Source organism: Pedobacter fastidiosus (assembly GCF_014306625.1).
Classification (GTDB): Bacteria; Bacteroidota; Bacteroidia; order Sphingobacteriales; family Sphingobacteriaceae; genus Pedobacter; species Pedobacter fastidiosus.
Genome location: NZ_JACRYL010000008.1, coordinates 77,287 through 102,975 on the forward strand (window position 1 = coordinate 77,287; position 25,689 = coordinate 102,975).

The following is a 25,689-nucleotide window of genomic DNA, read 5'->3' on the forward strand; positions in this document are numbered from 1 at the left end:
TTTCTAATTTTACAGCTTATGGAAAATAAAACCATCGCCCGTACTTTACGCCTACTTTCGCAGTTAATGGAACTGCACGATGAAAATCCTTTTAAAATTAAATCTATTGCCAATGCTTATTTTAAGGTTGATAAATTACCTTTTGCATTAAAGGATAAACCTGTTGATGAGATTGATAAAATTGAAGGGATTGGCAAAGGCTTAGCATCTAAAATTATAGAGTTGCTTCAAACAGGCGAACTTAAAGAATTGAATGATATTATTGAGCAAACTCCTGAAGGGGTAATAGAAATGCTTGCCATTAAAGGCATCGGACCGAAAAAAATCTACATAATCTGGCGTACGCTTGGTATTGAAAGTATAGGCGAACTTTATTATGCCTGTAATGAAAATAGATTAATTGAAGCTAAAGGGTTTGGTTTAAAAACCCAGGAGGAAATTAAAAATGCGATTGAATTTAAACTCGCCGCGAACGGAAGATTTCTATATGCGCAAGTAGAAGGATTTGCAAGTACGTTGTTTACGCAACTTTCTGCATGGCTGGTAAAAATAGATAATGATTCTTTACTTGGATTTGCTGGCCAATATCGCCGTTATTGCGAAATTATTGATGAACTGGAAATCGTTATCGGCGCAGAAAATTTAGAAGCTGTAATCGAAAATATACTTTCATTTGAGCCTCTATCCTTAATCCAAGCTGAAGATTCATTTATTGCAACAACCGAAGCTGGCTTTAGAGTAAAAATATATGTTGTCGAAAAATCGGCTTTTTATTTAGAGTGGTTTAAGCTAACCGGAAATCCTGATCATGTTGAAAAGGTTTTGAAATTAGCCGGAAATGGGCCTTTTTTAAATGAAATTGAGATATACAGAAAAGCAGGATTAGCATTTATTGAACCAGAACTTCGAGAAGATTTTGATGAAATTGAGTTGGCAAAGGCAAATAAGCTTCCAAACCTAATTAAGTATGAAGATTTAAAAGGCAGTTTACACAATCACTCTACTTGGTCTGATGGGGTTCATACTTTAGAACAAATGGCGGTTTATTGCAAAGAGAACTTAAATTTACAATACCTCGGAATTTGCGATCACTCTAAAACAGCCGTTTATGCCAAAGGCTTAAACGAGCAACGTGTTTTCGGCCAGCATCAAGAAATTGAGGCTTTAAATGAAAAACTCGCTCCTTTCAAAATTTTTAAAGGGATAGAAAGCGATATTTTAAGCGATGGATCTTTAGATTATTCGGATGATATTCTAAAAACCTTCGATTTCGTTGTGGCATCGGTTCACAGTAATTTAAGAATGGACGAAGCCAAAGCAACAGCCCGTTTATTAAAAGCCATAGAAAATCCTTATACAACAATTCTTGGTCACCCGACTGGAAGATTATTATTGAGTCGTGCAGGTTATCCAATAGATTATAAAAAAATTATCGATGCTTGTGCTGAAAATAAGGTAGTTATAGAAATTAATGCAAATCCATTACGGTTGGATTTAGATTGGCGTTGGCATCGTTACGCTTTGGAAAAAGGCGTATTGCTTTCTGTAAATCCAGATGCACATAGAACGGAAGGATTTCATGATATGCATTATGGCATTTTAGTTGCCCGAAAAGGCGGATTGAGTGCAGATAAATGTTTAAATGCATTTTCTTTGGAGGAAATAACGAATTACTTCAACTCTAAAAAAAGGTAGTCTTTTATTATTCTTAACTAGCCACGGAAATACAGAGAACACGGAATCAAATGCTTTTAACATTAATTAACCACAGATAGAAGGGATAAACATAGACATGCTTTTGATAATATAATTCAACAGCCTAAATCTGTGTTTATCTGTGAAAAATCTGTGGTAAAAAACTATAACTTTGTGCCATGATAAGTGAAATTGCCAACCGCATATTTAATCAAGCCATTACCGATTACCATAAGTTTGATGATATTGATCAACCTATAGAAAACCCATATGATGCTGAAAGTTTAGAGCATTTATTTTATGTAAAAAACTGGATTGATACTGCACAATGGCATATGGAAGATGTGGTGCGAAATCCGCAAATTGATCCAGTTGAAGGTTTAAGCTGGAAAAGAAGAATTGATGCTCAAAATCAGGTTCGTACTGATATGGTAGAATTTATTGATGGATATTTCTTAAATCTTTATCAAGGAATTTCTCCTTTGCCTGATGCTAAAATAAATACTGAAAGCCCGGCATGGGCAATTGATAGGCTTTCTATTTTAGCCTTGAAAATTTATCACATGAATGAGGAAGCCGAAAGACCAACCGCATCTGTTGAGCATCGCGAACAATGCCAAACTAAGCTTAACATTCTTTTATCGCAACGCGATGATTTATCAAACAGTATAAATGAGTTATTGGCCGATATTGAAGCTGGAAAAAAATTCATGAAAGTGTACAAACAAATGAAAATGTATAACGATCCGAGTTTAAACCCGGTTTTGTATAATAAAGTGTAAATCTGCAAATCGTCATTGCGAGGTACGAAGCAATCTTAAAGCTATAGGTTTAAGATCGAGAGTAGTAGGGATTGCTTCGTTCCTCGCAATGACGGACCTTTCAAAATACCATGACATCAACAGAAAAAATTATCGTTTTACGTTTTTCAGCCATGGGCGATGTTGCTATGGTGGCATCTGTTTTACGAGAATTTTCTGTTCAAAATCCTGCTGTTGAAATTTTCATGGTTAGTCGCGAGGCGTTTAAACCATTTTTTGATGGCATAAAAAATCTTACTTTCCATTCCATTCAACCAAAAACTATCCATAAAGGCATTTTTGGATTATTTAAACTATATAAGGAGTTAAAAAAATACAAGCCTAATGCCATTGCAGATTTACATGATAACTTAAGAAGCAGAGTACTTTCCTCCTTTTTCCGTTTATCTGGGATTAAAATTAAACGCATTGATAAAGGCAGAGCAGAGAAAAAAGCTTTAACACGAGAAACTAACAAAATATTTAAACCACTCCGCCAAACTGTAGAACGTTATGCCGATGTTTTTAAAGCATTGGGACTAAATATTAAACTCAATCATAAATTAATTAAATCAACAAAGGATCTTCCTCAAAAAGCCGAATTACTTTTTAGCAATAAATCAAAAAAAATAGGGATCTCTCCTTTTGCTCAACATATTTACAAAGTTTATCCTTTAGATAAAATGGAACAGGTGATTTCGGATTTAACTAAACTCGGATACCTAATTTTTATATTTGGAGGTGGAAAATCAGAGCAAGCAATAGCCGAAACTTGGGAAAAAAGGTACCCAAATACACATAATTTAATTGGCAATTTTAATTTATCGGAAGAATTAGCGATTATTTCAAACCTCGATTTAATGTTGAGCATGGATTCATCGGGAATGCACATGGCATCTTTAGAAGGCGTTCCAGTAGTTTCGATTTGGGGCCCGACACATCCATATGCAGGCTTTTTGGGTTATGGGCAATTAGAAAGTGATTGCATTCAGATCGACAGCCCCAATCGCCCAAATTCTATTTATGGAAACAAACCCTGCATGTGTGGTGTTGATAGCTGTATGGACTTAATTAAGCCCGAAACTATAGTAAATAAGATTAACGAAAAATTAAATGGCTAAGAATTTATTGCTGGTACGTCATGCAAAATCGGATTGGGGAAATTTAAATTTAAAGGATTTCGACAGACCGCTTAACAAACGAGGAAAAGAAAATGCACCAGAAATGGCTCAACGTTTGGTAAAGCGTGGATTCAAATTTGATTTGATGGTGAGTAGCCCTGCAAAAAGAGCATTAACAACTGCTAAATATTTTGCTGAGGCCTATCAGGTTGGAGAAATTCAATTGGAGCCAAATATTTACGAGGCCAACACAACTACGCTTCTAAAAATTGTGAATGGATTAAGTAATGAAGCAGAAACCGTAATTTTATTTGGGCATAATGGAGGCTTAACTGATTTTGCCAACGAATTGTGCGATGGCGATATCTATAATATTCCAACTGCTGGAATGACGTTAATCTCTTTCCCTTTCGATTCTTGGGAAATGGTAAGCAGAGGAACTGGTGAACTTATTTTCTTTGATTTCCCTAAGAATAATGATGAGGTTTAGGATTTTTGCTACGGAAACATGGAACGCACGGAAACTTGTTTTAAAATGAGCGAGAATTTAATTGATTCGATTGGTAACACATTTTGGTATCTAATGTTCTTAACACCTCTTTTAACAGTTCCGCTTACTTTTAGGTTGAGTACAGGTAGCAAGACATATAAAATCATCATTGCAATTATATTAGCAGTAATTCTATCAACTGCATTCTATTTTATCAGCATGTCTATAATTTTAAGAGATGGTCTAGGACCGAGTTGATTTATAAGTCGAATTATATTTCCTTTGTTAATAAACCATGTTAGGTTTGCGCCCAGTCTCCCCCGCTGGCGGGGGAATAAAAGGGGTGGATTTTACCTAAGCAACTACTGTGTTAAATAAACCTGATTGAAATGCAAAGCCCCAATGTTTTATTGGGCTTGGAATGTAAAGCAGGACTGAAAAATAAAAAGAACTACGAACGCATGTTTCCAAATAAAAATTAAATCGTACCTCCAAAATCGTTATTTTAACTATCTTTGAAAATATAACAACGAAATCTGGCAATAGACATTTCGGTGAATTCATAACCTAAACTCCTCTGGTTATTTCATAATTCGTATCGCCAGATAATTTATCCATTAATTTATCTGTACATGAATTTTGATTATAATACTACACGTAGCCATTTAATTTTATCGGAATATGGCCGTAACGTACAAAACATGGTGAAGTATATTTGCGAATTGCCCACCATTGAAGAACGTAATAAATATGCCCAAGCGGTTATTGACCTAATGGGATTTTTGCAACCACATTTACGTGATGTTGCTGATTTTAAGCATAAACTTTGGGATCATTTGCACATTATTTCTGGTTATCAGATTGATGTGGACAGTCCATATCCTAAGCCTTTAATTGAAAATGCTTATGTTAAACCTGAGCCTCTTTCCTATCCTCAGCAAAGAATTACCTATAAACATTACGGTAAAACTGTGGAAGTTTTGATTGAAAAAGCTATGCGAGAGGAAAATCCAGAGCAGAAAAAAGCAATGGTACAGGGAATTGCAAACTTTATGAAGATGGCTTATGTTACTTGGAATAAGGATAATGTAAGTGATGACACCATTATAAAAGATTTAAAATATCTTTCTGGCGGATTGTTATCTCTTGATGAAGGTGTAAATTTGGCTAAGGTTGAATTTAGAGCGCCAAATCCGCGTCAGAATAACAACAACAACCGCGGCGGAAGAACCAACAACAATAATAATAACGGCAAAAGCCGTCAGAATAATAGTAATAACAATAATAACCGAAGACCAAATAACAATAATAAACCTAAATATTAATAATCATAAGTCTTTCTGAACTTGATTCAGAATCTTTAAGATAGATACTGAAATAAATTCAGCACGACGAACTGGTTAGCAAAAGAAAAATATATGAACGCATTTGAAATAACAGGCGGAATTAAATTAAAGGGCGAAATTACTCCTCAAGGCGCCAAAAATGAAGCATTACAGATTTTATCAGCAGTGTTACTTACCGAACAGAAAATAACTGTTAGTAACATTCCAGACATTAAAGATGTAAACAAACTGATTGAATTATTAGGCGATTTAGGTGTAACTGTTGAAAGAATTGACAAGGATACTTACAGCTTTGAGGCTAAAAATATTGATTTGAACTTCTTCGAATCGGAGACATTTAAAGCTAAAGGTGGTGGTTTAAGAGGTTCGATTATGATTGTTGGACCACTTTTAGCACGTTTCGGTAGAGCGGCAATTCCAAAACCTGGTGGTGATAAAATTGGTCGTAGAAGATTGGATACGCATTTTATTGGTTTCGAAAAGTTAGGTGCTAAATTTGTTTATGACAGCAAAAAAGCTTTCTTTAATGTTGATGCTACCGATTTAAAAGGTGCATATATTCTATTGGATGAGGCATCGGTAACTGGAACGGCGAACATTGTAATGGCAGCAGTTTTGGCGAAAGGTATTACTACAATTTACAACGCTGCCTGTGAACCATATTTACAACAACTTTGCAAAATGCTTAACCGCATGGGCGCAAAAATTACGGGAATTGGTTCTAACTTGTTAACCATAGAAGGGGTTAAAGTTTTAGGCGGTACAGAACACAGAATGTTGCCTGATATGATTGAGATTGGCTCTTTCATTGGAATGGCAGCAATGACAGAATCTGAAATAACAATTAAAAATGTTTGTTATGATGAGCTTGGCGTAATTCCAGAGGTGTTTAAAAAACTTGGAATTAAATTAGAACGCAGAGGCGATGATATTTATGTTCCTTCTCAAAAGCATTACGAAATTGATACTTTTATTGATGGTTCAATTTTAACCATTGCCGATTCTCCTTGGCCGGGCTTTACGCCCGATTTATTAAGTATTGTTTTGGTTGTGGCTACACAGGCAAAAGGAAACGTTTTAATTCACCAGAAGATGTTTGAGAGCCGTTTATTCTTTGTGGATAAATTGATTGATATGGGTGCCCAAATTATTCTCTGCGATCCACACCGTGCCACGGTTAATGGTATTGATAAAAAATATAAACTTCGTGGTATCAGCATGACTTCTCCAGATATTAGAGCGGGTGTTTCTTTGTTAATTGCGGCTTTATCTGCTGAGGGAAAATCGACCATTTACAATATCGAACAAATAGAACGTGGTTACCAAGATATTGATACCCGTTTACGTGCTTTAGGTGCTCAAATTAAACGTGTTAACGCTGATGCGCCAAGCCATTAATTTGAGTGAAAAGCTTAAAGATTGAAGCTTAAAGCGAAAATAGCATATTGCAAAATCGCCCAAGTGAGAAATTGCTTGGGCGATTTTGCTTTGTATAATTACTGACGCGTTGGTTGCGGTAAAGGTATCTAGACGTTAAATATGATTATTAATCTAAAAAATTATCAAATTATTCCTTCCAGAGATCCACCCTTCTCCCCCATTTTATCTATAAGCAATTCAGTTTTTACATCTTTTATCAACTCCGGTGCGTGGTGAGGCTTTTTTCTTGCATCAATAATTAAAGACCCTTTACAGCCCCAATGTTTGTTGATTATAAAATCGTTAACTCCATAAATATCGGCAGCGGGATTACTTCTCGTAAAAGTTACCCAAACTAAATTATCTATATTTTTTGCCGTAAAGTCAGAATCATCTGCCAGCACAATAAGCGGAAATCCATCAAGATCTTTTCCCATTAACTCGATATTTAACAAGGCTATTTCTGCAGCTGTTTTTTCGGAATTCAGATATTTATCTGCTTCAAAAACCAGAATACCTGGCATGGCAACTTTAGGATTGTTAAATTTCTTAGGAAGAGCCAATTCATCTGGCAAGTGATTCCCTAATTCACGCTTCTTATTTCCTGCAGCTGCAATTACCACTTTCGATCCACTATTTAATCCATCGCCACTATAATCTAAAGTATCAATAGTTGTATTGGTATAAAAATGTAAATCCTTAGTTAAGTCTATTCGCTCTAAAATATGAGTTAGAAAAGATTCAACATCATGGGTGCTCAAATCTTCATTATCCTCTCTGGCGGAGATAAAAACATATTTTGCTAAACTCAGTTGATTCTTGCCCAGAATATGATTGGCAATGGTTAAAATTTCTTGTGGTTTTCTATCCTTTAAATAAGGTGTGTAACGTTCACTCCCAATAGCGAAAAGCAATGGATGAACACCAGCTGTATCAACCGCATGAACTTCTTTTAATCCATGAATTTCTTGTGGTATCGCGCTTCCAGTAATTTCGTGAATTAAAGCTCCAAAACTAGTATCTTCTTGTGGTGGGCGACCAACAACGGTAAACGACCAAATTGCATCTTTTTTGTGATAGACGTTATGAACTTTCATCAATGGAAAAGGATGGGTTAAACTGTAGTAACCCAAATGATCACCAAATGGTCCTTCTGGTTTATTTTCATTTGGATGTACCGTCCCCGTAATTACGAAATCTGCATCAGCAGAAATACAGAAACCCTCATCATCATAAAAATATCTAAATCTTCTATCGCCTAGCGCTCCGGCAAAAGTCATTTCCGACAAACCTTCTGGCAAGGGCATTACCGCTGCTAAAGGGTGCGACGGTGGACCGCCAACAAAAATACTCACTTTAAGTGGCAAACCCAATGCATTTGCTTTAGACTGGTGGACGCCAATTCCTCTATGAATTTGATAGTGAAGTCCGATTTCTTTATCTTGAATATAATCATTTCCACCCAACTGAATTCGGTACATCCCTAAGTTGGCATTTAAAACGCCGGGCTTTTCTACATCTTCGGTGTAAACCTGTGGCATAGTTACAAACGGACCTCCATCCATTGGCCAATTCACAATTTGCGGTAAAGCGCTAATCGTTGTTTTTTGAAATTTGTTTTTAGCTGAAGGTGTTTTTAGTGGCAAAGCCGATAATGCAGACATTGCAGAACCTGCATATTTAAAAGGATTTTTTAAAGCTTTCATTGGGTCGTTCCTCAACGATACCAATTGTTGTACTTTAGGCAAAGTGTCTCTAAATATAAATTTCGAGCGTTCTAAAGTTCCAAAAAGATTAGAAATCGCTGGGAATGGGCTTCCTTTAATTTTTTCGAATAGAATAGCTGGACCATTATTTTCATAAACCCTTAAATGGATGGCAGCCATTTCTAAATACGGATCAACTTCTTCTTTAATTCTAATTAAATGACCATGTTTTTCAAGGTCGGTGACGCAGTCAGCTAAACTTTTATATGCCATGAGTCAAAGATAAATAATTAGGTTCTTTGTAAAACGAAAAAAGCCACAGATCGGCAGATTATTATATTAATCTGTCAATCTGTGGCTAAATAATTCTTAATCTTTATTTCTTGCCTGCGAAAGAACGCAACATCCAAGTATTTTTTTCTTTAAACTGCATAAAGCGATTAACCATATCGTTAGATCCATCATCTCCTGCTTGGTCTGTAGCTTCTAAAAGATCTCTCTCAATCTCGATCAATGTAGACATATCATCCAAAATAGCATCAACCATATCTAAATCTTTCATTCCGATAGTATCGATTTCCTTGATTCTAGATTCTTTAATATAATCTGCAAAACGGCTATGTGGTGGTTTTCCCAAAGTTAAAACACGTTCTGCAATTTCATCAATAGTTAATTGTGCATTGGTGTAAAGTTCTTCAAATTTTACATGCAAGGTGAAAAAATTCTGTCCTTTGATGTTCCAATGACAGCCTCTCAATTTTTGATAATGAATATGATAATTAGCCAAATAATCATTTAAAAGGTCAACTACCGGTTTCACTTCCTTTTCGTTTAAGCTTATTTCTTTAGCGTCCATTTTTATTTTATTTATTGTTTTAATGCCTACCTAACAAAGTTGTTAAATAAAAGTTTGAGGCTAAAATTGTATTTTAAACAATACCTTATTTAGATGTTAGTTTATTAAGCATGATTATATGTAAGCGCAATATTGCAAGTGTTTGTTTATGAACTCAGTACGGATTTTACACTAAAAAGATCAGTTACTTTTTACTAAAAATCCAAAATGAAACAGCTACTTGTTTAATATTATTATTCGTATAATTGCTCCCTTTGACTATAAAATTTACATAAAAAATAAATGCATAAAATATACTTAACTGCTGTACTTCTACTTGCTTTAAATGTAGCTAAGGCAAAGTCGACCGCAGTAATAGACTCTATTGGTGTCGAAAACAATAACGGAAAGAAACTAATCGTTCATCAGGCAGTAGCAAAAGACACCTACTACTCCATTGCAAGAAGATACAATGTTTCGCCTAAAGATATTATGGCCTACAACGATAACAAATATCTTAAAGTAGGTGTAATCATTAAGGTTCCAACAAACATTCCATTTACTTCAACTGGTAGCAATAATATGTCTTCCACTGCTCAATCGACAGATATTATCGAGCATACGGTAAAAGCTAAGGAGAATTTAAACATGCTGGCCGAAAAATATGGCACAACTATAAATGAAATCAAAGCTTTAAACAATTTAACCAGTAGCAATTTAAGTATCGGTCAGGTAATAAAAATCCCTGCAAAGAATAATTCAGCATCAACTCAAGCTAAGGAACGTGTTGAACCTCCTGTAAATAAAATACCAGAAACGGTTTCAACTCCTGAAACAAATGGTGATCAAACTATGATTGAACACGCTGTACAGCCAAAAGAATTTTTGGGAAAAATTGCAGAGAAGTACGGAACAACGGTTGAAGAGATCAAAAAAGCAAATAACCTTACTGGAAACAACTTACGGATTGGGCAGAAGTTAAAGATTCCCGCAACAAAAAATATAGAAGATGGTAAAGTTGTAAGTGCAACAGAAGAACAACCAATTCAAACTAATAAATCTAAAGATCCAGTAGGTTCTCACACCGTTTTAAAAGGCGAAAGTATTTTCACCATTGCTAAACAATACGGAATAACAGCTTATCAGATTAGAAAACTCAACAATCTTGATGACAATACATTATCTACTGGGCAGGTTTTAAAAATTCCTTCGGATATTGTAGTTGATGTTCCTAAACAAACAGAAAAACCAGCTGAAGTTGTTAAAGAGGTTCCAGTTTCGAGAGAAGAAAGCTTTATCCATACGGTTGTAGATGGAGAGAATATTTTCAGTATTGCAAAAAAATATAGCTTAACAGCTTATCAAATTAGAACCGCAAACAAGCTAAAGGATAATATTCTTACAATTGGCCAAAAATTGGTGATTCCAAAACCACCACAACCAAAGTCAGTAAATGACGCTTCAAAAGAGGATCAAGAAGGAAATCCGGACAGTACAATGGTTAAAGACCCAAAACTTCGTCGCGATCCAAGCGTTTATGGTTTAAGCCAAATTGAAGAAAAAGGAACAGCTGTTTGGATTCAAGATCAGGATCTGGATTCTTCTAAAATGTTGGTTTTACACAGAACCGCTCCAATTGGAAGAGTAATTAAGATTACCAATCCGATGACCAATCGCACAACATTCGCAAAAGTTGTTGGTAAATTTACCGAGAACGAATCCACAAAAGATGTTATAATTGTAATGACTAAAGCAGTAGCCGATTCATTAGGTGCCTTAGACAAAAGATTTTTTTGCAATTTAACGTATAGTGCTCAATGAGTTTGAATAAAAAGCCATTTATAATTGGTATTGCCGGCGGAAGTGGATCGGGCAAAACGTTTTTTCTAAACTGCTTTCTTCATCATTTTAAGCAAGATGAAGTAACCTTAGTTTCACAAGATGATTATTACATTCCTGCCGGAGAAATGACGCAGGAAGAAAACAAACTGTATAATTTCGATTTACCTTCTACGATTGATAGTGAACAGTTTTTAAGAGATATTAAACAGCTGTTGAGTGGTGAAGTGGTTTACAAAAAAGAATACAACTTCAATAACCCCTTAGCTGTTGTTAAAATTTTGGAAATTAAATCTGCCCCGATTATTATTGTTGAGGGTTTATTTATTCTTCATTTTAAAGAAATTGCAGCGCTTTTGGATCATCAGATTTTTGTAGATGCAGATGAACAAGTTGCCTTAGATAGACGCATTAAACGCGATGGTTTAGAGCGTGGCTATCCTGAAGAGGATGTGCTTTACAAATGGCACAACCACGTATTACCAGCCTATAAAGAATATCTTTTACCATATAAAAAAGATTGCCACAAGGTGGTGATGAACAATACTAACGAACCAGACGAGATTATTGCAATAACTGAAGAAATATCGGTCGATTTGAGAAATAGCATTCTTACCGGATTAGAATAATGATCACTTAAAGCATTAACCACAGATAAAAAAAATGCACACAGATATTAAAGATCTGTGTGCATTTTTGGTTAAATAAAAAAACATAACCTGTGGTTTGTATTATCACTGTCTTACTTAAATCCGTGTTTATCTGTGTGCATCTGTGGTTAATTAAATGCAACTTAATCCAACCTCATTTCTGGAATATCGCCTTCAACAATCAGTTTTCCTGCGGTAGATTGTCGTATAAATTCCACGCTTACACCTGGCGCACGTTCTAAAAGTTTAAATCCACCTTCTGGCAAAACATCTAAAACCGCAAGTTCAGTTACGATTTTTTTAATACATTTTACGCCAGTTAGCGGTAAAGTACATTTAGGCAGAAGCTTACTTTCACCAGCTTTATTTATGTGTTGCATGGCTACAATAATATTTTTGGCTGATGCCACCAAATCCATCGCTCCACCCATTCCTTTGACCATTTTTCCAGGAATTTTCCAGTTGGCTATGTCTCCATTTTCAGAAACTTCCATGGCTCCCAAAATGGTTAAATCTACTTTTTGAGCTCTAATCATCCCAAAACTCATGGCAGAATCAAAAATGGAGGATCCCAGCAAAGTTGTAATCGTTTGTTTCCCCGCGTTAATTAAATCGGCATCTTCTTCCCCTTCAAATGGAAAAGGCCCCATGCCCAATAATCCATTTTCTGATTGGAGTACAACATTAATTCCCTTCGGAATATAATTTGCAACCAATGTTGGGATGCCGATACCGAGGTTAACGTAGTAACCGTCTTTTATTTCTTTAGCGATACGCTGTGCTATTTCCTCTTTTGTAAAAGCCATGTTTTAAAAATTGAATTTTGAATGAACCAATGAACTAATTTACTTTTCGAACAGTGCGCTGCTCAATTCGTTTCTCATAATCCTTACCCTGAAAAATTCTGTGCACATAAATCCCTGGGGTATGAATATAATCAGGATCGAGTTCGCCGGCTTCAACTAATTCTTCAACTTCGGCAATGGTTATTTTTCCAGCCATCGCCATAACCGGATTAAAATTTCGACTAGTTGAACGGAAGATTAAATTACCAGCTGTATCGCCTTTCCAAGCTTTAACAATAGCAAAATCTGCATCAAAAGCATATTCCATTAAATAATCTTTTCCATCAAAATTTCTTATTTCTTTGCCTTCAGCTACTTCTGTACCTACACCTGCGGGCGTAAAAATAGCTGGCATTCCATAACCGGCCGCTAAACACCGTGTGGCCAATGTTCCTTGTGGAATTAAATCTACTTCTAATTCTCCGCTTAGCAATTGCCTTTCAAATTCTGCATTCTCACCAACATAAGACGAAATCATTTTTTTTACCTGACGCTTTTTTAGCATTAAACCAATCCCAAAATCATCAACCCCAGCATTATTAGAAATACAGATTAAATTTTTTACATTTTTTTCTACCAAAGCGTTTATGCAATTTTCTGGAATCCCGCAAAGTCCGAAACCACCGAGCATAATTGTAGCACCATCTGATATATCTTTGATTGCCTCTTCAGCATCTGATACAACTTTATTTATCATTTTATGAAATTTTGGTTAGTTCGCTAAATTACAAAAGTGGCATTACAAATCGGTCGCTTTGCAAAAGAATTTAAACAGTCACGGAATATTATTTGATTGGAATTAATCTAAATAACGCTTACCTTTGCGTTGCAATGATTTACGAGAGAGACGATAACACATTTATACTGCCTACCGATCCTGAGTTTCAAAAGGGAATGGGATTTATTTTTAGTTGCACAGCTGAACACAAAAAATGTTGTGAAAAGTTTAAAAAAGGCAAACGCTGTAAAAAATGCCCTGGAAATAAGAAAAAATAATCTATTTCGAGAGTTCTACAATTTTATCATCACTGCCATTACTGGTACAGAAATAAATTTTTCCTTCTGGAGATTGACAAATTGCTCTTAACCTTCCATAAGTATTCACATAAAAATCTTTAGTTCCTGTAATTTTTGTTTGGGCATCATCCAATTTAAGTTGCATCAACTTTGTTCCCTTAAGCACGGCCAACAACAAGGAGTTTTTAAACTGAGGAATATAATCCGAATTATAGTAAGATAAGCCACTTGGTGCAATTGTTGGTGTCCAATTAATTAATGGAGGAGCAACATTATTGGCAGAACAAAAAGCTTGTTCTCCAGCCTCATCGCAAAAACCCTTAATATTTGGCCAGCCATAATTTCTACCTTTTTCTATAATGTTAATCTCATCATCAGAATCTGGCCCATGCTCTGATGAAAAGATCTTATTTCCGACTTGAACTAAGCCCTGTGCATTTCTGTGCCCTAAAGACCACAGTGGATTATTGGCAACTGGGTTATCTGCAGGGATGGAACCATCTAAATTAATTCGTAAAATTTTACCAGAAACTGAAGCTGTATTTTGAGGCTGATTGGTATCTGAAGCGTCGCCAGTTGTAATGAAAAGTTTTCCACCACTGATTAATAACCTTGATCCATTATGAATCGATGAAGCTGGAATTTGATCAATTAAAATCAGCGGACTACTTAAACTTCCGCCAGAATAAGTATAACGAACTACCTTTGCTTTGTATGGATTGCCGTAATCGTAAACAACATAAACGTATGGATTTGTGGTAAACTCTGGATGAAGCACCATACCAAGTAATCCGCCTTCACCATTTACCCTTACTTCAGAAATGGTTAATAAGGGAGTAACCTGCCCAGTTGCAGGATTTAATCGGCTAATTTTGCCTGATTTTTCTGTAAACCAAATGAAATTATCTGGTCCATAAACCATTTCCCAAGGAAGATTTAAACCCGATACAACTACTTTTGATTTTAACTCAACATCTGGAAGAGGTTCAGTTTCTTCATTACTATCATCACTATTCTTTTTGCAACTTGTAGCGAAAACCACCACAAATAAGCAGAGTAATATTGCTTTCATAATCGTAACGTTTTAAAAATAACAACGTTACGGTTATTTAGTTTGGTGATAACAAGACAAATAACCATTGAATCTTTAAAAACTATTAATTTGTGTTACAACACAACATTAAAATGAGCTCTAATATGGCTCCACTATTTTATAGAGATACGCTTTGTAGTGCGCAGTTTAGAAATTAAAGTTGAGAAAATTGAAGCTAGACTCCTATTCTTTCCATTTGTAAATAATCTTCATCTATAAATAATTCTACCTCATGCAGAAATAGATCTAGCGTTTCTATCTTTCCTCCCTGTACTACGTACCTTACTAAAACCTTCTCATCATTCATATTTGCTACACAAAATTGATGTCTCCCAGATAGGTGGCAATGTCTGACAATGCTACCTATTTCTATCTTTTGTTTATCCATAATCAAATATAATGTTTTGTAACCAAATTATTACATTTAATCAAATTAATTTTTCGTATAAAAAAATTAATCACAGGAACACTTATTCAAATAAGACATCTATTTTGTATGACTTCATAAGAATTCTCTTTGATCCAAAATATGTAACTTATGCAGATTTCTTTTGAGAGTAATTTGCTATATTAATGTGCTTTAGTCTTAAGAAAAATATTTGACAATCAATAATCCGAAAAGTCATCAATTCAAATAAACGTACGTAATTCCATCTCCACCTCTATCCGCATGTTCATCTTCCATCCTATTTACCTGGCTATATTTTCTCAAATATTCCCTAATCATTTTCCTCAGGATTCCATCTCCTTTTCCATGCACCAATTTAATTGAGGGAAAACCAAGCATAATCGCCTTATCTAAATATTTTTCAACTTCGAAAAGCGCATCTTCCGTTCTCATTCCACGTAAATCAAGCTCTGCCTTGAAATTAGAAACTGCATCATTCATCCTCCCTGCAAACGAGTTTGCGCTACTTTGAATCACTTTTTTAGCTTCTTTGTTGCTTATTTTCTGAACACGGTTTTTCTTCACATTAGAGCGTAAATCGCCAATCGCCAAAACAAGTTCATTTCTATTAATTTCCAACACTTGGCCGGTCGTTTCACTATCGGTAAACTTTACCCAATCGCCAATGACCACATCTCCACCAATCACAATCTGAACAGGCTTTAGCTTCTCTTTCGGTACAGTATTTTTAACCAATTCACGTTGCAAATTCTGTCGAAGTTCTTTTGTTACGATTTTATCGGCTTGTTTTTCCTTGATTTCTGCAATGGTATTTTCAACAAGTTTATTGGCACTCTTAATAATATTTTGTGCTTCTTGTTTTGCTTCCTTAATCAGAACTTTCTTATTCTCCTCTAAAAACGTTTTCAATTTTTCGTTCTCTGCAACTAAGTTCTTTGCCTTATTTTGTTGATTGGCCAAACTCACTTTAGCATCATAAACGTTCTTTTTTTCACGTTCTAAATCAACCAGCATGGTATCTACTCTATTTTGGTTCGATCCTGTTTTCTGTCTTGCCAACTGGATTACCTCTTTAGGCAAACCTATATTTTGAGCAATCTCAAAAGCATAAGAACTTCCGGGTTTCCCCATTTCCAAAATGTAGAGCGGTTTCATTTTAGCGTTGTCGAAAAGCATTGAAGCATTTTCCAAACCTTCTGTATTGCCTGCAAAAAGTTTTAAATTAGAATAGTGAGTGGTTATTACCCCACGAACTTTTTTATTGTTCATCACTTCCAAAACGGCCTCAGCCATTGGCCCACCAAATTGCGGATCAGTTCCTGTTCCAAACTCATCAATCAAAACCATCGTTTTTGGCGAAGCGTGTTCAACAAAATAACGCATCTTTTTTAGATGTGCGCTATAGGTACTCAAATCACTTTCTATAGATTGATCATCACCGATATCGGCAAAAATATTTTCGAAAATCCCAACTTCACTATTAGCGTCCACAGGAATTAACAAACCGGTTTGCAACATAATTTGCAGTAAACCAACCGTTTTCATACAAACTGATTTACCCCCTGCATTCGGTCCAGAAACTAAAACAACTCTAGTTTGCGCATCAATATGAATATTTAGTGGCGTTACGGTTTTCTTTTCTAAGGCAAAAGAAAGTGTTAATAATGGATGCCTTGCATTAATTAATTTCGTTTTGGGCTCTTTCAACAAGCCCGGCATTTCAGCATCAATTTCTATGGCAAATAATGCTTTTGCACGAACAAAATCGAGTTTGGTTAGGAAACCATGATAAGACAAAAGTAGAGGCGAATAAGGACGCAGATCATCCGTAAGGGCAATTAAAATCTTGATGATCTCCCGGCGTTTATCAAATTCTAAATCTCTTAATTTATTGTTCAGCGTAAATACTTCTTCCGGCTCAATATAAACCGTTTGGCCCGTTGCAGATTCATCGTGAATAAAGCCCTTTAGTTTCCGTTTATTTTCTGCTAAAACAGGAATACACATTCTACCATCGCGAATGGTTAAACTTCCATCAGCCACCCAATTATTGGCAATTGCCTGCTTGTAAATGGAATCCATGCGCTTCCGAACATCTTGCTCTGCCTTAGAAATAGCCGAAGTAATTTCCTGTAAATCCTTGGAAGCATTAGGTTTGATCTTTCCTTTAGGATCGATAACGGTTTCTATTTTTCTGAGGATATTTTTTTCAATCGGCAAATGCTCAAACAAAGCTTCGAGTGTGGGATAAACTTCTGCTCTTTCTTCGAAAAACCGCAAAACAGAAAAAACGGTTTGTAAAGAAGTGTAAACCTGGAACCACTCATCTTCCAAAAGATACGTGCCCTCAACCCTAATCTTTTCGACTAGAGATTTAATATCAAAAAAGGTATTTATTTGTAAGGGCTCCTGATTTTGCAGGATACTTTTGAATTCGTTCGTCTGTTTTAAAAACTTATCAATCTGATCAAAACGATTCATCACCTGCATCTTTTGCACCATTGCCTGCCCCATCGGGCTCATACAATGCTTGCTAATCAGTTGCCTTATCTCAACAAAACCTAAACGTTCTAAACAATTTTCGGGATATAACATATTATTGTGCAACTACCGGAGCAGTCTGTAATTTTAATTTTTTTAAATTTTGTTCCTTTAACAACCTTACTTTTCTTCTATTAATTCTGCGTAAAGAATCAGCCTTTTTAGCTTTCAATTTAGATTTTGATAAAACTTTGGTCGGCTTAAGCTTTTGAAGAACAGGTTTAGCCATTTCTATCTTCTTAGCTTCGATTTTTTTTAATGAATCTGCCTTTTTTAAAGAATCAACTTTCAATTTTTTAGGATCTTTAGCCAACTTCAGTGAATCTGCTTTCCTTATTTTAGCCGTCGCCAATGAATCTGCCTTTTCAATCTTAGATTTCTCTTGAGTAACCTTTTTTGAGATATTTTTATAAATTTTCTCCAATTCTTCTGGCTCTTTATAATAATATGCTAAGCTTCTGGTGTACTGAGCAGAATCGGTATTAAATTTTTTATAAATGCCATTGTAATAAGCAGAGCCTATTTTCCGAGCAGAATCTGGAATATAAACAGTAGAAAGATAGCCATCAACAACATGAATATCGTATAATATTTTTTCCATTTCTTCTGGCTCTAGTATGTCTTTCGGTCGACCGGGTCTACACCCAAAAGCCAAAACCACTAATGCTAAAACCCACAATAATCTTCTCATGCTTAATTTAAAATATTATTTTTTGCCCAAATTGCGACAAGGTTATTAATTTTACCCAAAAATAGTTATAAATGAGCATAGCTGATAATCTTAAAAAATATAAAAGCGAAGTAGAATCTGATGGCGTGAAGTTGATTGCCGTTTCTAAAACCCAAACCGTTGATGCGATATTGGAAGCATATAATGCGGGGCAAAGAATTTTTGGCGAAAACCACGTTCAGGAAATGGTTGATAAACAAGCTGAGCTTCCTGCTGATATTGAATGGCATTTAATTGGCCATTTACAAAGCAACAAAGTAAAATATATTGCTCCATTTGTAAAGCTTATTCATGGCGTTGATAGCATAAAGTTATTACAGGAAATTAATAAGCAAGCACTAAAAAACAATAGAGTAATAGACTGTTTATTACAAGTTTACATAGCCGATGAGGACACCAAATTCGGACTCGGGTTTGATGAAGTGATCGAACTTTTACGTTCAGAAGAATATGCTGAGCTTAAAAACATCCGCATTGTGGGCTTAATGGGAATTGCAACCAACACTAAAAACGAAAAACAGATTACTGTTGAATTCCATGAATTGAAAGTGTTTTTTGACGGTGTTAAAGTAAGTTTCTTTAGAAAAGAAGATTCATTTAAAGAAATTTCTACTGGAATGAGTGCCGATTATAAAATTGCAATTGAAGAAGGCAGTACAATGGTGCGCATTGGAAGTGCTATTTTCGGAAAGAGAATTATTAAACATTTTAAAACTGATTCAGCAAACTAAAACTTACATGAACTTAAATATAAGAACAGCAGGAGCTGAAGATTGCACCAGAATATTAGAACTGATTAACGAATTGGCCCTTTACGAACGTGCTCCAGAGGAAGTTACCGTAGATCTTGATCATTTTATCAATGCAGGATTCGGAGAAAATCCTGTTTGGAAAGCTTATGTTGCGGAAAATGATGGAACAATCATAGGCTTTGCGCTATTTTACACTCGTTATTCTACTTGGAAAGGATGCAGACTTTATCTTGAAGATTTCATTGTTACGGAAGATTTTAGAGGAAAAGGTGTTGGTAAATTGCTTTTCGAAAAGGTAATAGAAGAATCAAAAAGTGGAAATTACAACGGCATGGTTTGGCAAGTTTTAGACTGGAACGAGCCTGCAATTAATTTTTACAACAAATACAATGCACATTTAGAAGCAGGATGGTTAAACGCATCATTTTCTGAAGCACAAGTTAAGGCATTTTAAGCATGGATATTTTTAAGTTTGGTGGCGCGTCGGTAAAGGATGCCAATGGAGTAAAAAATTTAGCCAATATTGTTCGCGATTATAAAAAAGGAAAACTCCTGATTGTAATCTCCGCAATGGGTAAAATCACCAATAAATTAGAGGAACTTACACAGGCTTTTTTAGCACAAAGTGAAAATACACATTCAATTTTTGATGAAATAAAACACTTTCACTTCAACATTATCGAAGAACTTTTTGAGGGGAAGTCTAATCCTGTTTACGATGATGTTGCCAATACTTTTGTAGAAATTGATTGGCTAATTGAAGATGAGGCAGATAGTAATCCAGATTATATTTACGATCAAATTGTATCGATTGGAGAAGTAGTTTCGACTAAAATTGTTACAGCTTGGTTAAATGAAACCGGTTTAAAGGCACTTTGGGCTGATGCGAGAAATTTCATTCAAACGGATAATACCTATCGGGAAGGCAAGGTTGATTGGGACAAAACCAATCAAATTATTCAACGAGATTTGATTCCGCTTTTGGAAGAAAACATCATAGTTACGCAAGGTTTTATTGGCGGAACAAGTGAAAACTACACTACAACGCTTGGTCGTGAGGGTTCAGATTATTCTGCTGCAATTTTTGCTTCTTGCGTAAATGCAGATGCCTTAACCATTTGGAAAGATGTACCTGGGGTTTTAAATGCCGATCCGAAATGGTTCGATGAAACAGAAAAAATTCCACAACTTTCTTATCATGACGCCATTGAATTAACGTATTACGGTGCAACAGTAATTCACCCAAAAACGATAAAACCGCTTCAAAATAAGGGTATTCCACTGTTTGTTCGCTCTTTTATTCAGCCAGAAGGCATTGGAACCGCAATAACAAAGGAAAATAATCCATTGCCTGTTCCATCTTTTATCTTTAAAATAGATCAGGCTTTGATTTCCATTTTTCCGAAAGATTATTCTTTTATAATTGAAGAAAATCTGAGCAATATTTTTGAGCTTTTCCATAAGCATAAAATCAAAATCAATACCATGCTAAATTCTGCCATCAGTTTTTCTGTTAGTGTGGATGATAATGCTGATAAAATCGAAAAATTGATTCAAGATTTAGCTTCAGAATTTACAGTTAAGTACAACAAAGGGCTGGAACTTGTAACCATCAGATATTACAATCAACAAACTATAGACCGGGTAACGGTTAATAAAGAGCTGTTGTTAGAGGTTAAAAGCAGACATACCTGCCAAATGGTAATGAAGAATAAAAGCAATTAGTGCTAGAAGCTGTTTAAGGAATGTTAGTATAATTTTTCGGTTCGTGTAGACACGAACCGAGGCATTGAAGACACAAACCCAGGCATAAACGAATGCCATTGTAAAACAAAAGCAACTAAAAGTTATTTAACGGTTTTAAAAATGCGAATTGTTCGGTTCGCGGAGACACGAACCGAGGCACTGGAGACACGACCTCATGATGAAACTTATAAGAACAATTAATTGCCCACACAGTTCTATACTCACGACTTGATACTCAATACCTAATACTACCCATGAACAAACACATTTTAGATGAAGCTGTACAAGATTACATTAACGCAAATTTAACTGCCGATGTAAATCAAATTGCTTTAGCTAAAAGTCCGTTCGAAAATATTTCATCTGCAGAACTTGCGGGGCAAATCACTGCTAAAAAAAAATCGGAAAAGAAGCTTCCAACTTGGTTTAAAAGCAAAGGTATTTATTATCCAATGGCCTTATCTATCGAACAAACCTCGTCTGAAATTACTGCAAAATATAAATCTAAATTGGCTATAGGTGATCAATTAATCGACTTAACTGGCGGTTTTGGAGTTGATTCCTATTATTTTTCTAAATCACTTAAGGAAGTTACGCATTGCGAAATTAATGCCGACCTTTCTGAAATTGCCGAACACAATGCAAAAGCTTTAAATGCAAACAACATTAAATTTAAAGCCCTGGACGGAATTGAACTTTTGAAACTTATGGATTCAGTTTTCCATACTATCTATGTTGATCCTGCAAGAAGAGCCGAAAAGGGAAAAGTTTTTATGCTTAAAGATTGTACACCCGATGTGGTAAGCAATCTTGATCTTTTACTTTCTAAAGCAAAAAGAATCATCATAAAAACTGCTCCTCTATTAGATTTAACTGCAGGTTTAAATGAGTTAAAAAGCGTGAGCGAAATTCATATTGTAAGTGTAAAAAATGAATGCAAGGAAATTTTGTGGATTCTAGAACAGGATGCAGAATCTGAAACCAAAATTTTCGCAGTTACTTTAAATGATAGCGAAAAGTGTTTTACTTTTTTAAAGTCAGAGACTGAAGTTTCTGCAGAATTTACAGATGAAATTAACGAAGCACAATATTTATATGAACCAGATGCCGCACTTTTAAAATCTGGCGCTTTTAACTTAATCGGTCAGCGTTACAAGTTAAAGAAACTTCATTCACAAACTCAATTATTTACATCGTCTAGTCTAAACAAAGAATTCCCTGGTCGCATTTTTAAAATTAACAAGGTCTATTCTACTGGAGATTTAAAAAAGCTAAAAAATTTAACGGGTAATGTGATCGTTCGAAATTATCCGGCAAAGCCTGAGGAGTTGGTTAAGAAATATAAGATAAAACCAGACCAAGAAAAATTCCTTATTTTCAGTAAAATTGGAAACAATGAAAACATTATCATTAATGCTGAGATTGTACAGTACTATTAAACAAAAAGCCTCTCCATGGAAAGGCTCTTGTTAGGGATGATGTAAATTAAGTATAGATATCGCTTAAACTTTTTTAACGTTTACAGCTTGTAAACCTTTTCTGCCATCAGCTACTTCAAATTCAACTTCATCGTTTTCTTTTAAGCTTTCAATTCCGCCTAAAACATCTTTAAAATGCACAAAAATGTCTTTGTTGTCTTCTTGTACAATAAATCCAAAGCCTTTCTGAGTGTTAAACCATTTAACTTTTCCGGTTGCCATAAAAAATAAAAAATTGTATAAAATAAATAAACCCTTTTACGCTTTGATCAGCACTTCTTTAAACCAATTGAAATTTAAATCAAAAAAAACATCAGAATAAGCATTAATATTGAAACAAAACTATCAAATATAACAAATTACCTACAAAATTCAATCGAATTACCGAAATTAAATACTAAAGTTTAATCTTTTTATAAATTTATCAACAATTATTTGTTCGGTTGTGGCGTTGTACGCAAATATGGCTTAATAACTTTATGTCCTTTAGGAAATTTAGCGGCGATGTCTTCAGTTTTAATGCTATTTACAACGATAACGTCTTCGCCATCTTTCCAATCTGCAGGGGTAGCTACACTATATTTTGCGGTAAGCTGTAAAGAATCGATTACCCTCAAAACTTCATTGAAATTTCTCCCTGTTGAAGCTGGATAAGTAATGGTTAATTTTACTTTTTTATCCGGACTGATCACAAACAAAGATCTAACCGTTAAAGTTTCTGATGCATTTGGATGAATCATATCATAAAGATTTACAACCGTTTTATCGGGATCTGCAATAATTGGAAACTCCACTGAAGTATTTTGAGTTTCATTAATGTCGCTAATCCAACCTTTATGCGATTCTGCTGAATCAACACTCAAAGCCAAAACCTTAACATTGCGTTTTTCAAATTCATCTTTTAAGGCAGCAGTTCTACCTAATTCAGTTGTACAAACCGGTGTGTAATCTGCCGGGTGCGAAAATAAAACGCCCCAGCTATCTCCCAAATAATCATAAAAATCTATTTCTCCTATTGATGTGTTTGCTTGGAAATTTGGTGCGGTATCGCCTAGTCTTATACTCATAATATTAATATTTAAAGATTATTAAACAAATCTAATCAATACTATACTAAATACATAGACTTAATATTAATTTAAGACGTACAGATTATAATTGCATAAAAAAACCCTGAAGGTTTAATCCGACAGGGTTCAAGCATATTAATTTGTTTGGGTTATTAGTAAACTTTAATCATAAACACATAGTCTTGCAGTTTCTCTATCTGCTTGGTACGTTTTAATCCAGATAATAAACTCTTTCTATTCGAAACTAGCTTTTTACCTAAAGAATCTTGAGGGATAGCCCTCATCGCTTCTAAAATATATTTTGATTTAATTGCAAATGCTGCACCTTCTGTTTGATCTGGCTTGCCGCTAATTACACCAACAAGATTACCATTATTATCTAAAAGTGGACCACCGCTATTTCCTGGGTTAACAGAAATTGCAACTTGATATTGAGTAGTATCGCCAACAAATCCATTCTTCGAACTTACATAACCTTCACCCAAAACAGCATCATCTTTAGGGTAACCCAATGTATAAACGTTTTCGCCTATGCTACTGCTATTTCTCTTAATAGTATAGGGTAATGAAGAAAGATTAGAAAAGTTTTTATCGCTAATTTTCAAAATCGCCATATCGTATTGGCTATCGGTGTAAACTGCTTTAACCTTAAAAGATTCTCCCTTACTATTTTGAACATATAATGAATCTGCACCATTAATAACATGAAGGTTAGTAAGAATGTAACCATTTGTAGAAATGGCAAAGCCCGTACCACCATAACGCCCTTGATTTGCATTTTTACTTGGAGCTGAAGTATTTGCTGTTTTACGAATATCTCTAATTAAAGTATTTTGAGTTTTTATTGCATTGGTAAGCTGATTGCTTAACAAAACAACTTTCTCGGCCTGTTGACTATTGTGCTGTATAGAATAAATAGAAACCAATGAAAGCACTATAAAAGAAGCCGCCACTGCGATTGCCGATTTATGTTTGCGCCAAAGCTGAACTACTTTTGATGGATGAGGTTTTAATGTTGCAGCCATTTCTTCTACATCGATCTCAGCATGGATTTTATCCATCTGTTCCCTTAAATGTAATTGCTCAGCATACTGCTCCATCTTGTGTAAAAACACCTTGTGAGAAACTACTTTATGATCAACCGTGGCATCATTGCTCCGCAATTGTTCAAAAGCCTCAGTTTCCTGTGGGGTAAGTTTACCTAATAGATAATCTTCAATAATTGCATCTAACTCTAAATCGTTCCTCATTTCAATTATTATGGTTGAAAAAATATTTTCTTTAAGCGTTGCAGGCATTTATATTTCTGCGTTTTTGCATTATCCGTGTTGGTATAACCAAACTTTTCGCAAATATCCTGCATGGATAAATTATGGATATAAAAATCCTGAATAATGGTTTTACAAGGTTCGCCTAAATGTTCGAGCGCATGCTGCATTTTAACAAACTGCAAATCTTTTTCCTCATGATGCTCTACATCCTCCTCAACGGCAAGCACATCTTCATAATCGGTAATATTGCCAGCCTTTCTACTGTTCTGGGTTAATTTTTTAAGCCAGATGCGACGGCATACCGAGTATATATATGTTTTTAACTTACTGCTGAGTTCAAAATTTCCTTCCTTAATTTTATTATATAAAATAATTATGGCTTCCTGATAAACATCTTTCGCATCATCTTCATCGCCGTTATTATTCAGGATAAATTGCAAAACCATTGCAAAATAGCCCTTATATAACTTGTTAAGGGTATCTTCTGAGTTATTTAGAATACCTAAAATAACCTCTCTATCTGTTGGAACTGAACTCTTTAAACTGTTATTCACTAGTTAATACATTTTTCGATAAATAGTAACCCAATATTAGACAAAAATATTTAGAGCTGCTATAATTGCTTAATACCATCGGTTACAAAACGGTAACCCAAAAAGAAAATTAAAAAATTTTATTTTTTTTTCTGAATATGCGGGTTACCTTTTTACCTTTGCGGCATTAATCAAAGAAATTAATTACTAAATAAAAAAATCAAACATGAAAAATGCATTCAAATTAGGCTTTTTAGCTTTAGCTTTATCTTTATCAGTTGTTGCTTGTAACTCAGAAAAAAA

At 34.9% G+C, this 25,689-nt stretch carries 24 protein-coding genes; 12 read left to right on the forward strand and 12 right to left on the reverse strand.

Annotated elements, in window-relative coordinates; translation table 11 throughout:
• Positions 1 to 18 precede the first annotated feature (18 nt).
• The 6 genes from H7U22_RS10400 (at position 19) to murA (ending at position 6,850) form a co-directional block, all read left to right on the forward strand.
• Complete coding sequence (locus tag H7U22_RS10400) at positions 19 to 1,695, forward strand: helix-hairpin-helix domain-containing protein (protein WP_187071297.1); 1,677 nt, start codon at positions 19 to 21, stop codon at positions 1,693 to 1,695.
• A 179-nt stretch (positions 1,696 to 1,874) separates the two neighbouring features.
• Complete coding sequence (locus H7U22_RS10405; RefSeq protein WP_187071298.1) at positions 1,875 to 2,477, forward strand: DUF4254 domain-containing protein; 603 nt, start codon at positions 1,875 to 1,877, stop codon at positions 2,475 to 2,477.
• A gap of 110 nt (positions 2,478 to 2,587) precedes the next feature.
• Positions 2,588 to 3,616, forward strand: a complete 1,029-nt coding sequence (locus tag H7U22_RS10410) for a glycosyltransferase family 9 protein (protein ID WP_187071299.1) — start codon at positions 2,588 to 2,590, stop codon at positions 3,614 to 3,616.
• The gene (locus H7U22_RS10415) at positions 3,609 to 4,106 is read left to right on the forward strand and encodes a SixA phosphatase family protein (protein WP_187071300.1); all 498 of its coding nucleotides are present in this window, start codon (positions 3,609 to 3,611) and stop codon (positions 4,104 to 4,106) included. Before H7U22_RS10410 ends, H7U22_RS10415 begins: the two co-directional genes overlap by 8 nt.
• Positions 4,107 to 4,738: 632 nt before the next feature.
• Positions 4,739 to 5,431, forward strand: coding sequence for a DUF4290 domain-containing protein (locus H7U22_RS10420; RefSeq protein ID WP_187071301.1), 693 nt, complete (start codon positions 4,739 to 4,741; stop codon positions 5,429 to 5,431).
• A 93-nt stretch (positions 5,432 to 5,524) separates the two neighbouring features.
• A complete protein-coding gene (gene murA, locus H7U22_RS10425) occupies positions 5,525 to 6,850 on the forward strand; it encodes a UDP-N-acetylglucosamine 1-carboxyvinyltransferase (protein WP_187071302.1) in 1,326 nt (441 codons plus the stop codon).
• A gap of 164 nt (positions 6,851 to 7,014) precedes the next feature.
• Here the strand turns inward: murA and H7U22_RS10430 are convergent, their stop codons facing one another.
• Together H7U22_RS10430 and H7U22_RS10435 are read right to left on the reverse strand one after the other, a co-directional pair.
• Positions 7,015 to 8,850: a UbiD family decarboxylase gene (locus tag H7U22_RS10430; RefSeq protein ID WP_187071303.1), complete on the reverse strand. Its 1,836-nt coding sequence runs from the start codon at positions 8,848 to 8,850 to the stop codon at positions 7,015 to 7,017.
• 103 nt (positions 8,851 to 8,953) lie between these two features.
• Positions 8,954 to 9,433 (reverse strand): Dps family protein, encoded by a 480-nt coding sequence (locus H7U22_RS10435; protein WP_187071304.1) that lies wholly within the window; start codon positions 9,431 to 9,433, stop codon positions 8,954 to 8,956.
• A 282-nt stretch (positions 9,434 to 9,715) separates the two neighbouring features.
• Here H7U22_RS10435 and H7U22_RS10440 point away from each other — a divergent pair, with 282 nt between their 5' ends.
• Together H7U22_RS10440 and H7U22_RS10445 are read left to right on the forward strand one after the other, a co-directional pair.
• Positions 9,716 to 11,233, forward strand: a complete 1,518-nt coding sequence (locus H7U22_RS10440) for a LysM peptidoglycan-binding domain-containing protein (RefSeq protein WP_187071305.1) — start codon at positions 9,716 to 9,718, stop codon at positions 11,231 to 11,233.
• Positions 11,234 to 11,235: 2 nt separating this feature from the next.
• On the forward strand, positions 11,236 to 11,880 hold the full coding sequence (locus H7U22_RS10445) for a uridine kinase family protein (RefSeq protein WP_187071441.1): 645 nt from the start codon (positions 11,236 to 11,238) through the stop codon (positions 11,878 to 11,880).
• A 164-nt stretch (positions 11,881 to 12,044) separates the two neighbouring features.
• Here the strand turns inward: H7U22_RS10445 and H7U22_RS10450 are convergent, their stop codons facing one another.
• The 6 genes from H7U22_RS10450 to H7U22_RS10475 form a co-directional block, all read right to left on the reverse strand.
• Positions 12,045 to 12,707: a CoA transferase subunit B gene (locus H7U22_RS10450; RefSeq protein WP_187071306.1), complete on the reverse strand. Its 663-nt coding sequence runs from the start codon at positions 12,705 to 12,707 to the stop codon at positions 12,045 to 12,047.
• Positions 12,708 to 12,741: 34 nt separating this feature from the next.
• Complete coding sequence (locus H7U22_RS10455; protein WP_187071307.1) at positions 12,742 to 13,443, reverse strand: CoA transferase subunit A; 702 nt, start codon at positions 13,441 to 13,443, stop codon at positions 12,742 to 12,744.
• Positions 13,444 to 13,743: 300 nt separating this feature from the next.
• Positions 13,744 to 14,835: a PQQ-dependent sugar dehydrogenase gene (locus tag H7U22_RS10460; protein WP_187071308.1), complete on the reverse strand. Its 1,092-nt coding sequence runs from the start codon at positions 14,833 to 14,835 to the stop codon at positions 13,744 to 13,746.
• A gap of 196 nt (positions 14,836 to 15,031) precedes the next feature.
• Positions 15,032 to 15,244, reverse strand: coding sequence for a hypothetical protein (locus tag H7U22_RS10465; protein ID WP_187071309.1), 213 nt, complete (start codon positions 15,242 to 15,244; stop codon positions 15,032 to 15,034).
• A gap of 237 nt (positions 15,245 to 15,481) precedes the next feature.
• Positions 15,482 to 17,860, reverse strand: a complete 2,379-nt coding sequence (locus H7U22_RS10470) for an endonuclease MutS2 (RefSeq protein WP_187071310.1) — start codon at positions 17,858 to 17,860, stop codon at positions 15,482 to 15,484.
• A 1-nt stretch (position 17,861) separates the two neighbouring features.
• Positions 17,862 to 18,497 (reverse strand): DUF4296 domain-containing protein, encoded by a 636-nt coding sequence (locus tag H7U22_RS10475; protein WP_187071311.1) that lies wholly within the window; start codon positions 18,495 to 18,497, stop codon positions 17,862 to 17,864.
• Positions 18,498 to 18,568: 71 nt separating this feature from the next.
• On the opposite strand from H7U22_RS10475, the gene H7U22_RS10480 reads away from it, so the two are divergent.
• The 4 genes from H7U22_RS10480 to H7U22_RS10495 all read left to right on the forward strand — a co-directional run bounded on the left by H7U22_RS10480 (position 18,569) and on the right by H7U22_RS10495 (position 22,473).
• Positions 18,569 to 19,267, forward strand: a complete 699-nt coding sequence (locus tag H7U22_RS10480; protein ID WP_187071312.1) for a YggS family pyridoxal phosphate-dependent enzyme — start codon at positions 18,569 to 18,571, stop codon at positions 19,265 to 19,267.
• 7 nt (positions 19,268 to 19,274) lie between these two features.
• The gene (locus H7U22_RS10485) at positions 19,275 to 19,742 is read left to right on the forward strand and encodes a GNAT family N-acetyltransferase (RefSeq protein ID WP_187071313.1); all 468 of its coding nucleotides are present in this window, start codon (positions 19,275 to 19,277) and stop codon (positions 19,740 to 19,742) included.
• A gap of 2 nt (positions 19,743 to 19,744) precedes the next feature.
• A complete protein-coding gene (locus tag H7U22_RS10490; protein WP_187071314.1) occupies positions 19,745 to 21,013 on the forward strand; it encodes an aspartate kinase in 1,269 nt (422 codons plus the stop codon).
• Positions 21,014 to 21,288: 275 nt separating this feature from the next.
• A complete protein-coding gene (locus H7U22_RS10495) occupies positions 21,289 to 22,473 on the forward strand; it encodes a THUMP-like domain-containing protein (RefSeq protein WP_187071315.1) in 1,185 nt (394 codons plus the stop codon).
• 63 nt (positions 22,474 to 22,536) lie between these two features.
• Here the strand turns inward: H7U22_RS10495 and H7U22_RS10500 are convergent, their stop codons facing one another.
• The 4 genes from H7U22_RS10500 to H7U22_RS10515 form a co-directional block, all read right to left on the reverse strand.
• Positions 22,537 to 22,734, reverse strand: a complete 198-nt coding sequence (locus H7U22_RS10500; protein WP_187071316.1) for a cold-shock protein — start codon at positions 22,732 to 22,734, stop codon at positions 22,537 to 22,539.
• Between the two features lie 209 nt (positions 22,735 to 22,943).
• The gene (locus H7U22_RS10505; RefSeq protein WP_187071317.1) at positions 22,944 to 23,579 is read right to left on the reverse strand and encodes a peroxiredoxin; all 636 of its coding nucleotides are present in this window, start codon (positions 23,577 to 23,579) and stop codon (positions 22,944 to 22,946) included.
• Positions 23,580 to 23,734: 155 nt separating this feature from the next.
• On the reverse strand, positions 23,735 to 24,832 hold the full coding sequence (locus tag H7U22_RS10510; protein ID WP_187071318.1) for a S1 family peptidase: 1,098 nt from the start codon (positions 24,830 to 24,832) through the stop codon (positions 23,735 to 23,737).
• Between the two features lie 8 nt (positions 24,833 to 24,840).
• On the reverse strand, positions 24,841 to 25,407 hold the full coding sequence (locus H7U22_RS10515; protein ID WP_187071319.1) for an RNA polymerase sigma factor: 567 nt from the start codon (positions 25,405 to 25,407) through the stop codon (positions 24,841 to 24,843).
• Positions 25,408 to 25,689: the final 282 nt, after the last annotated feature.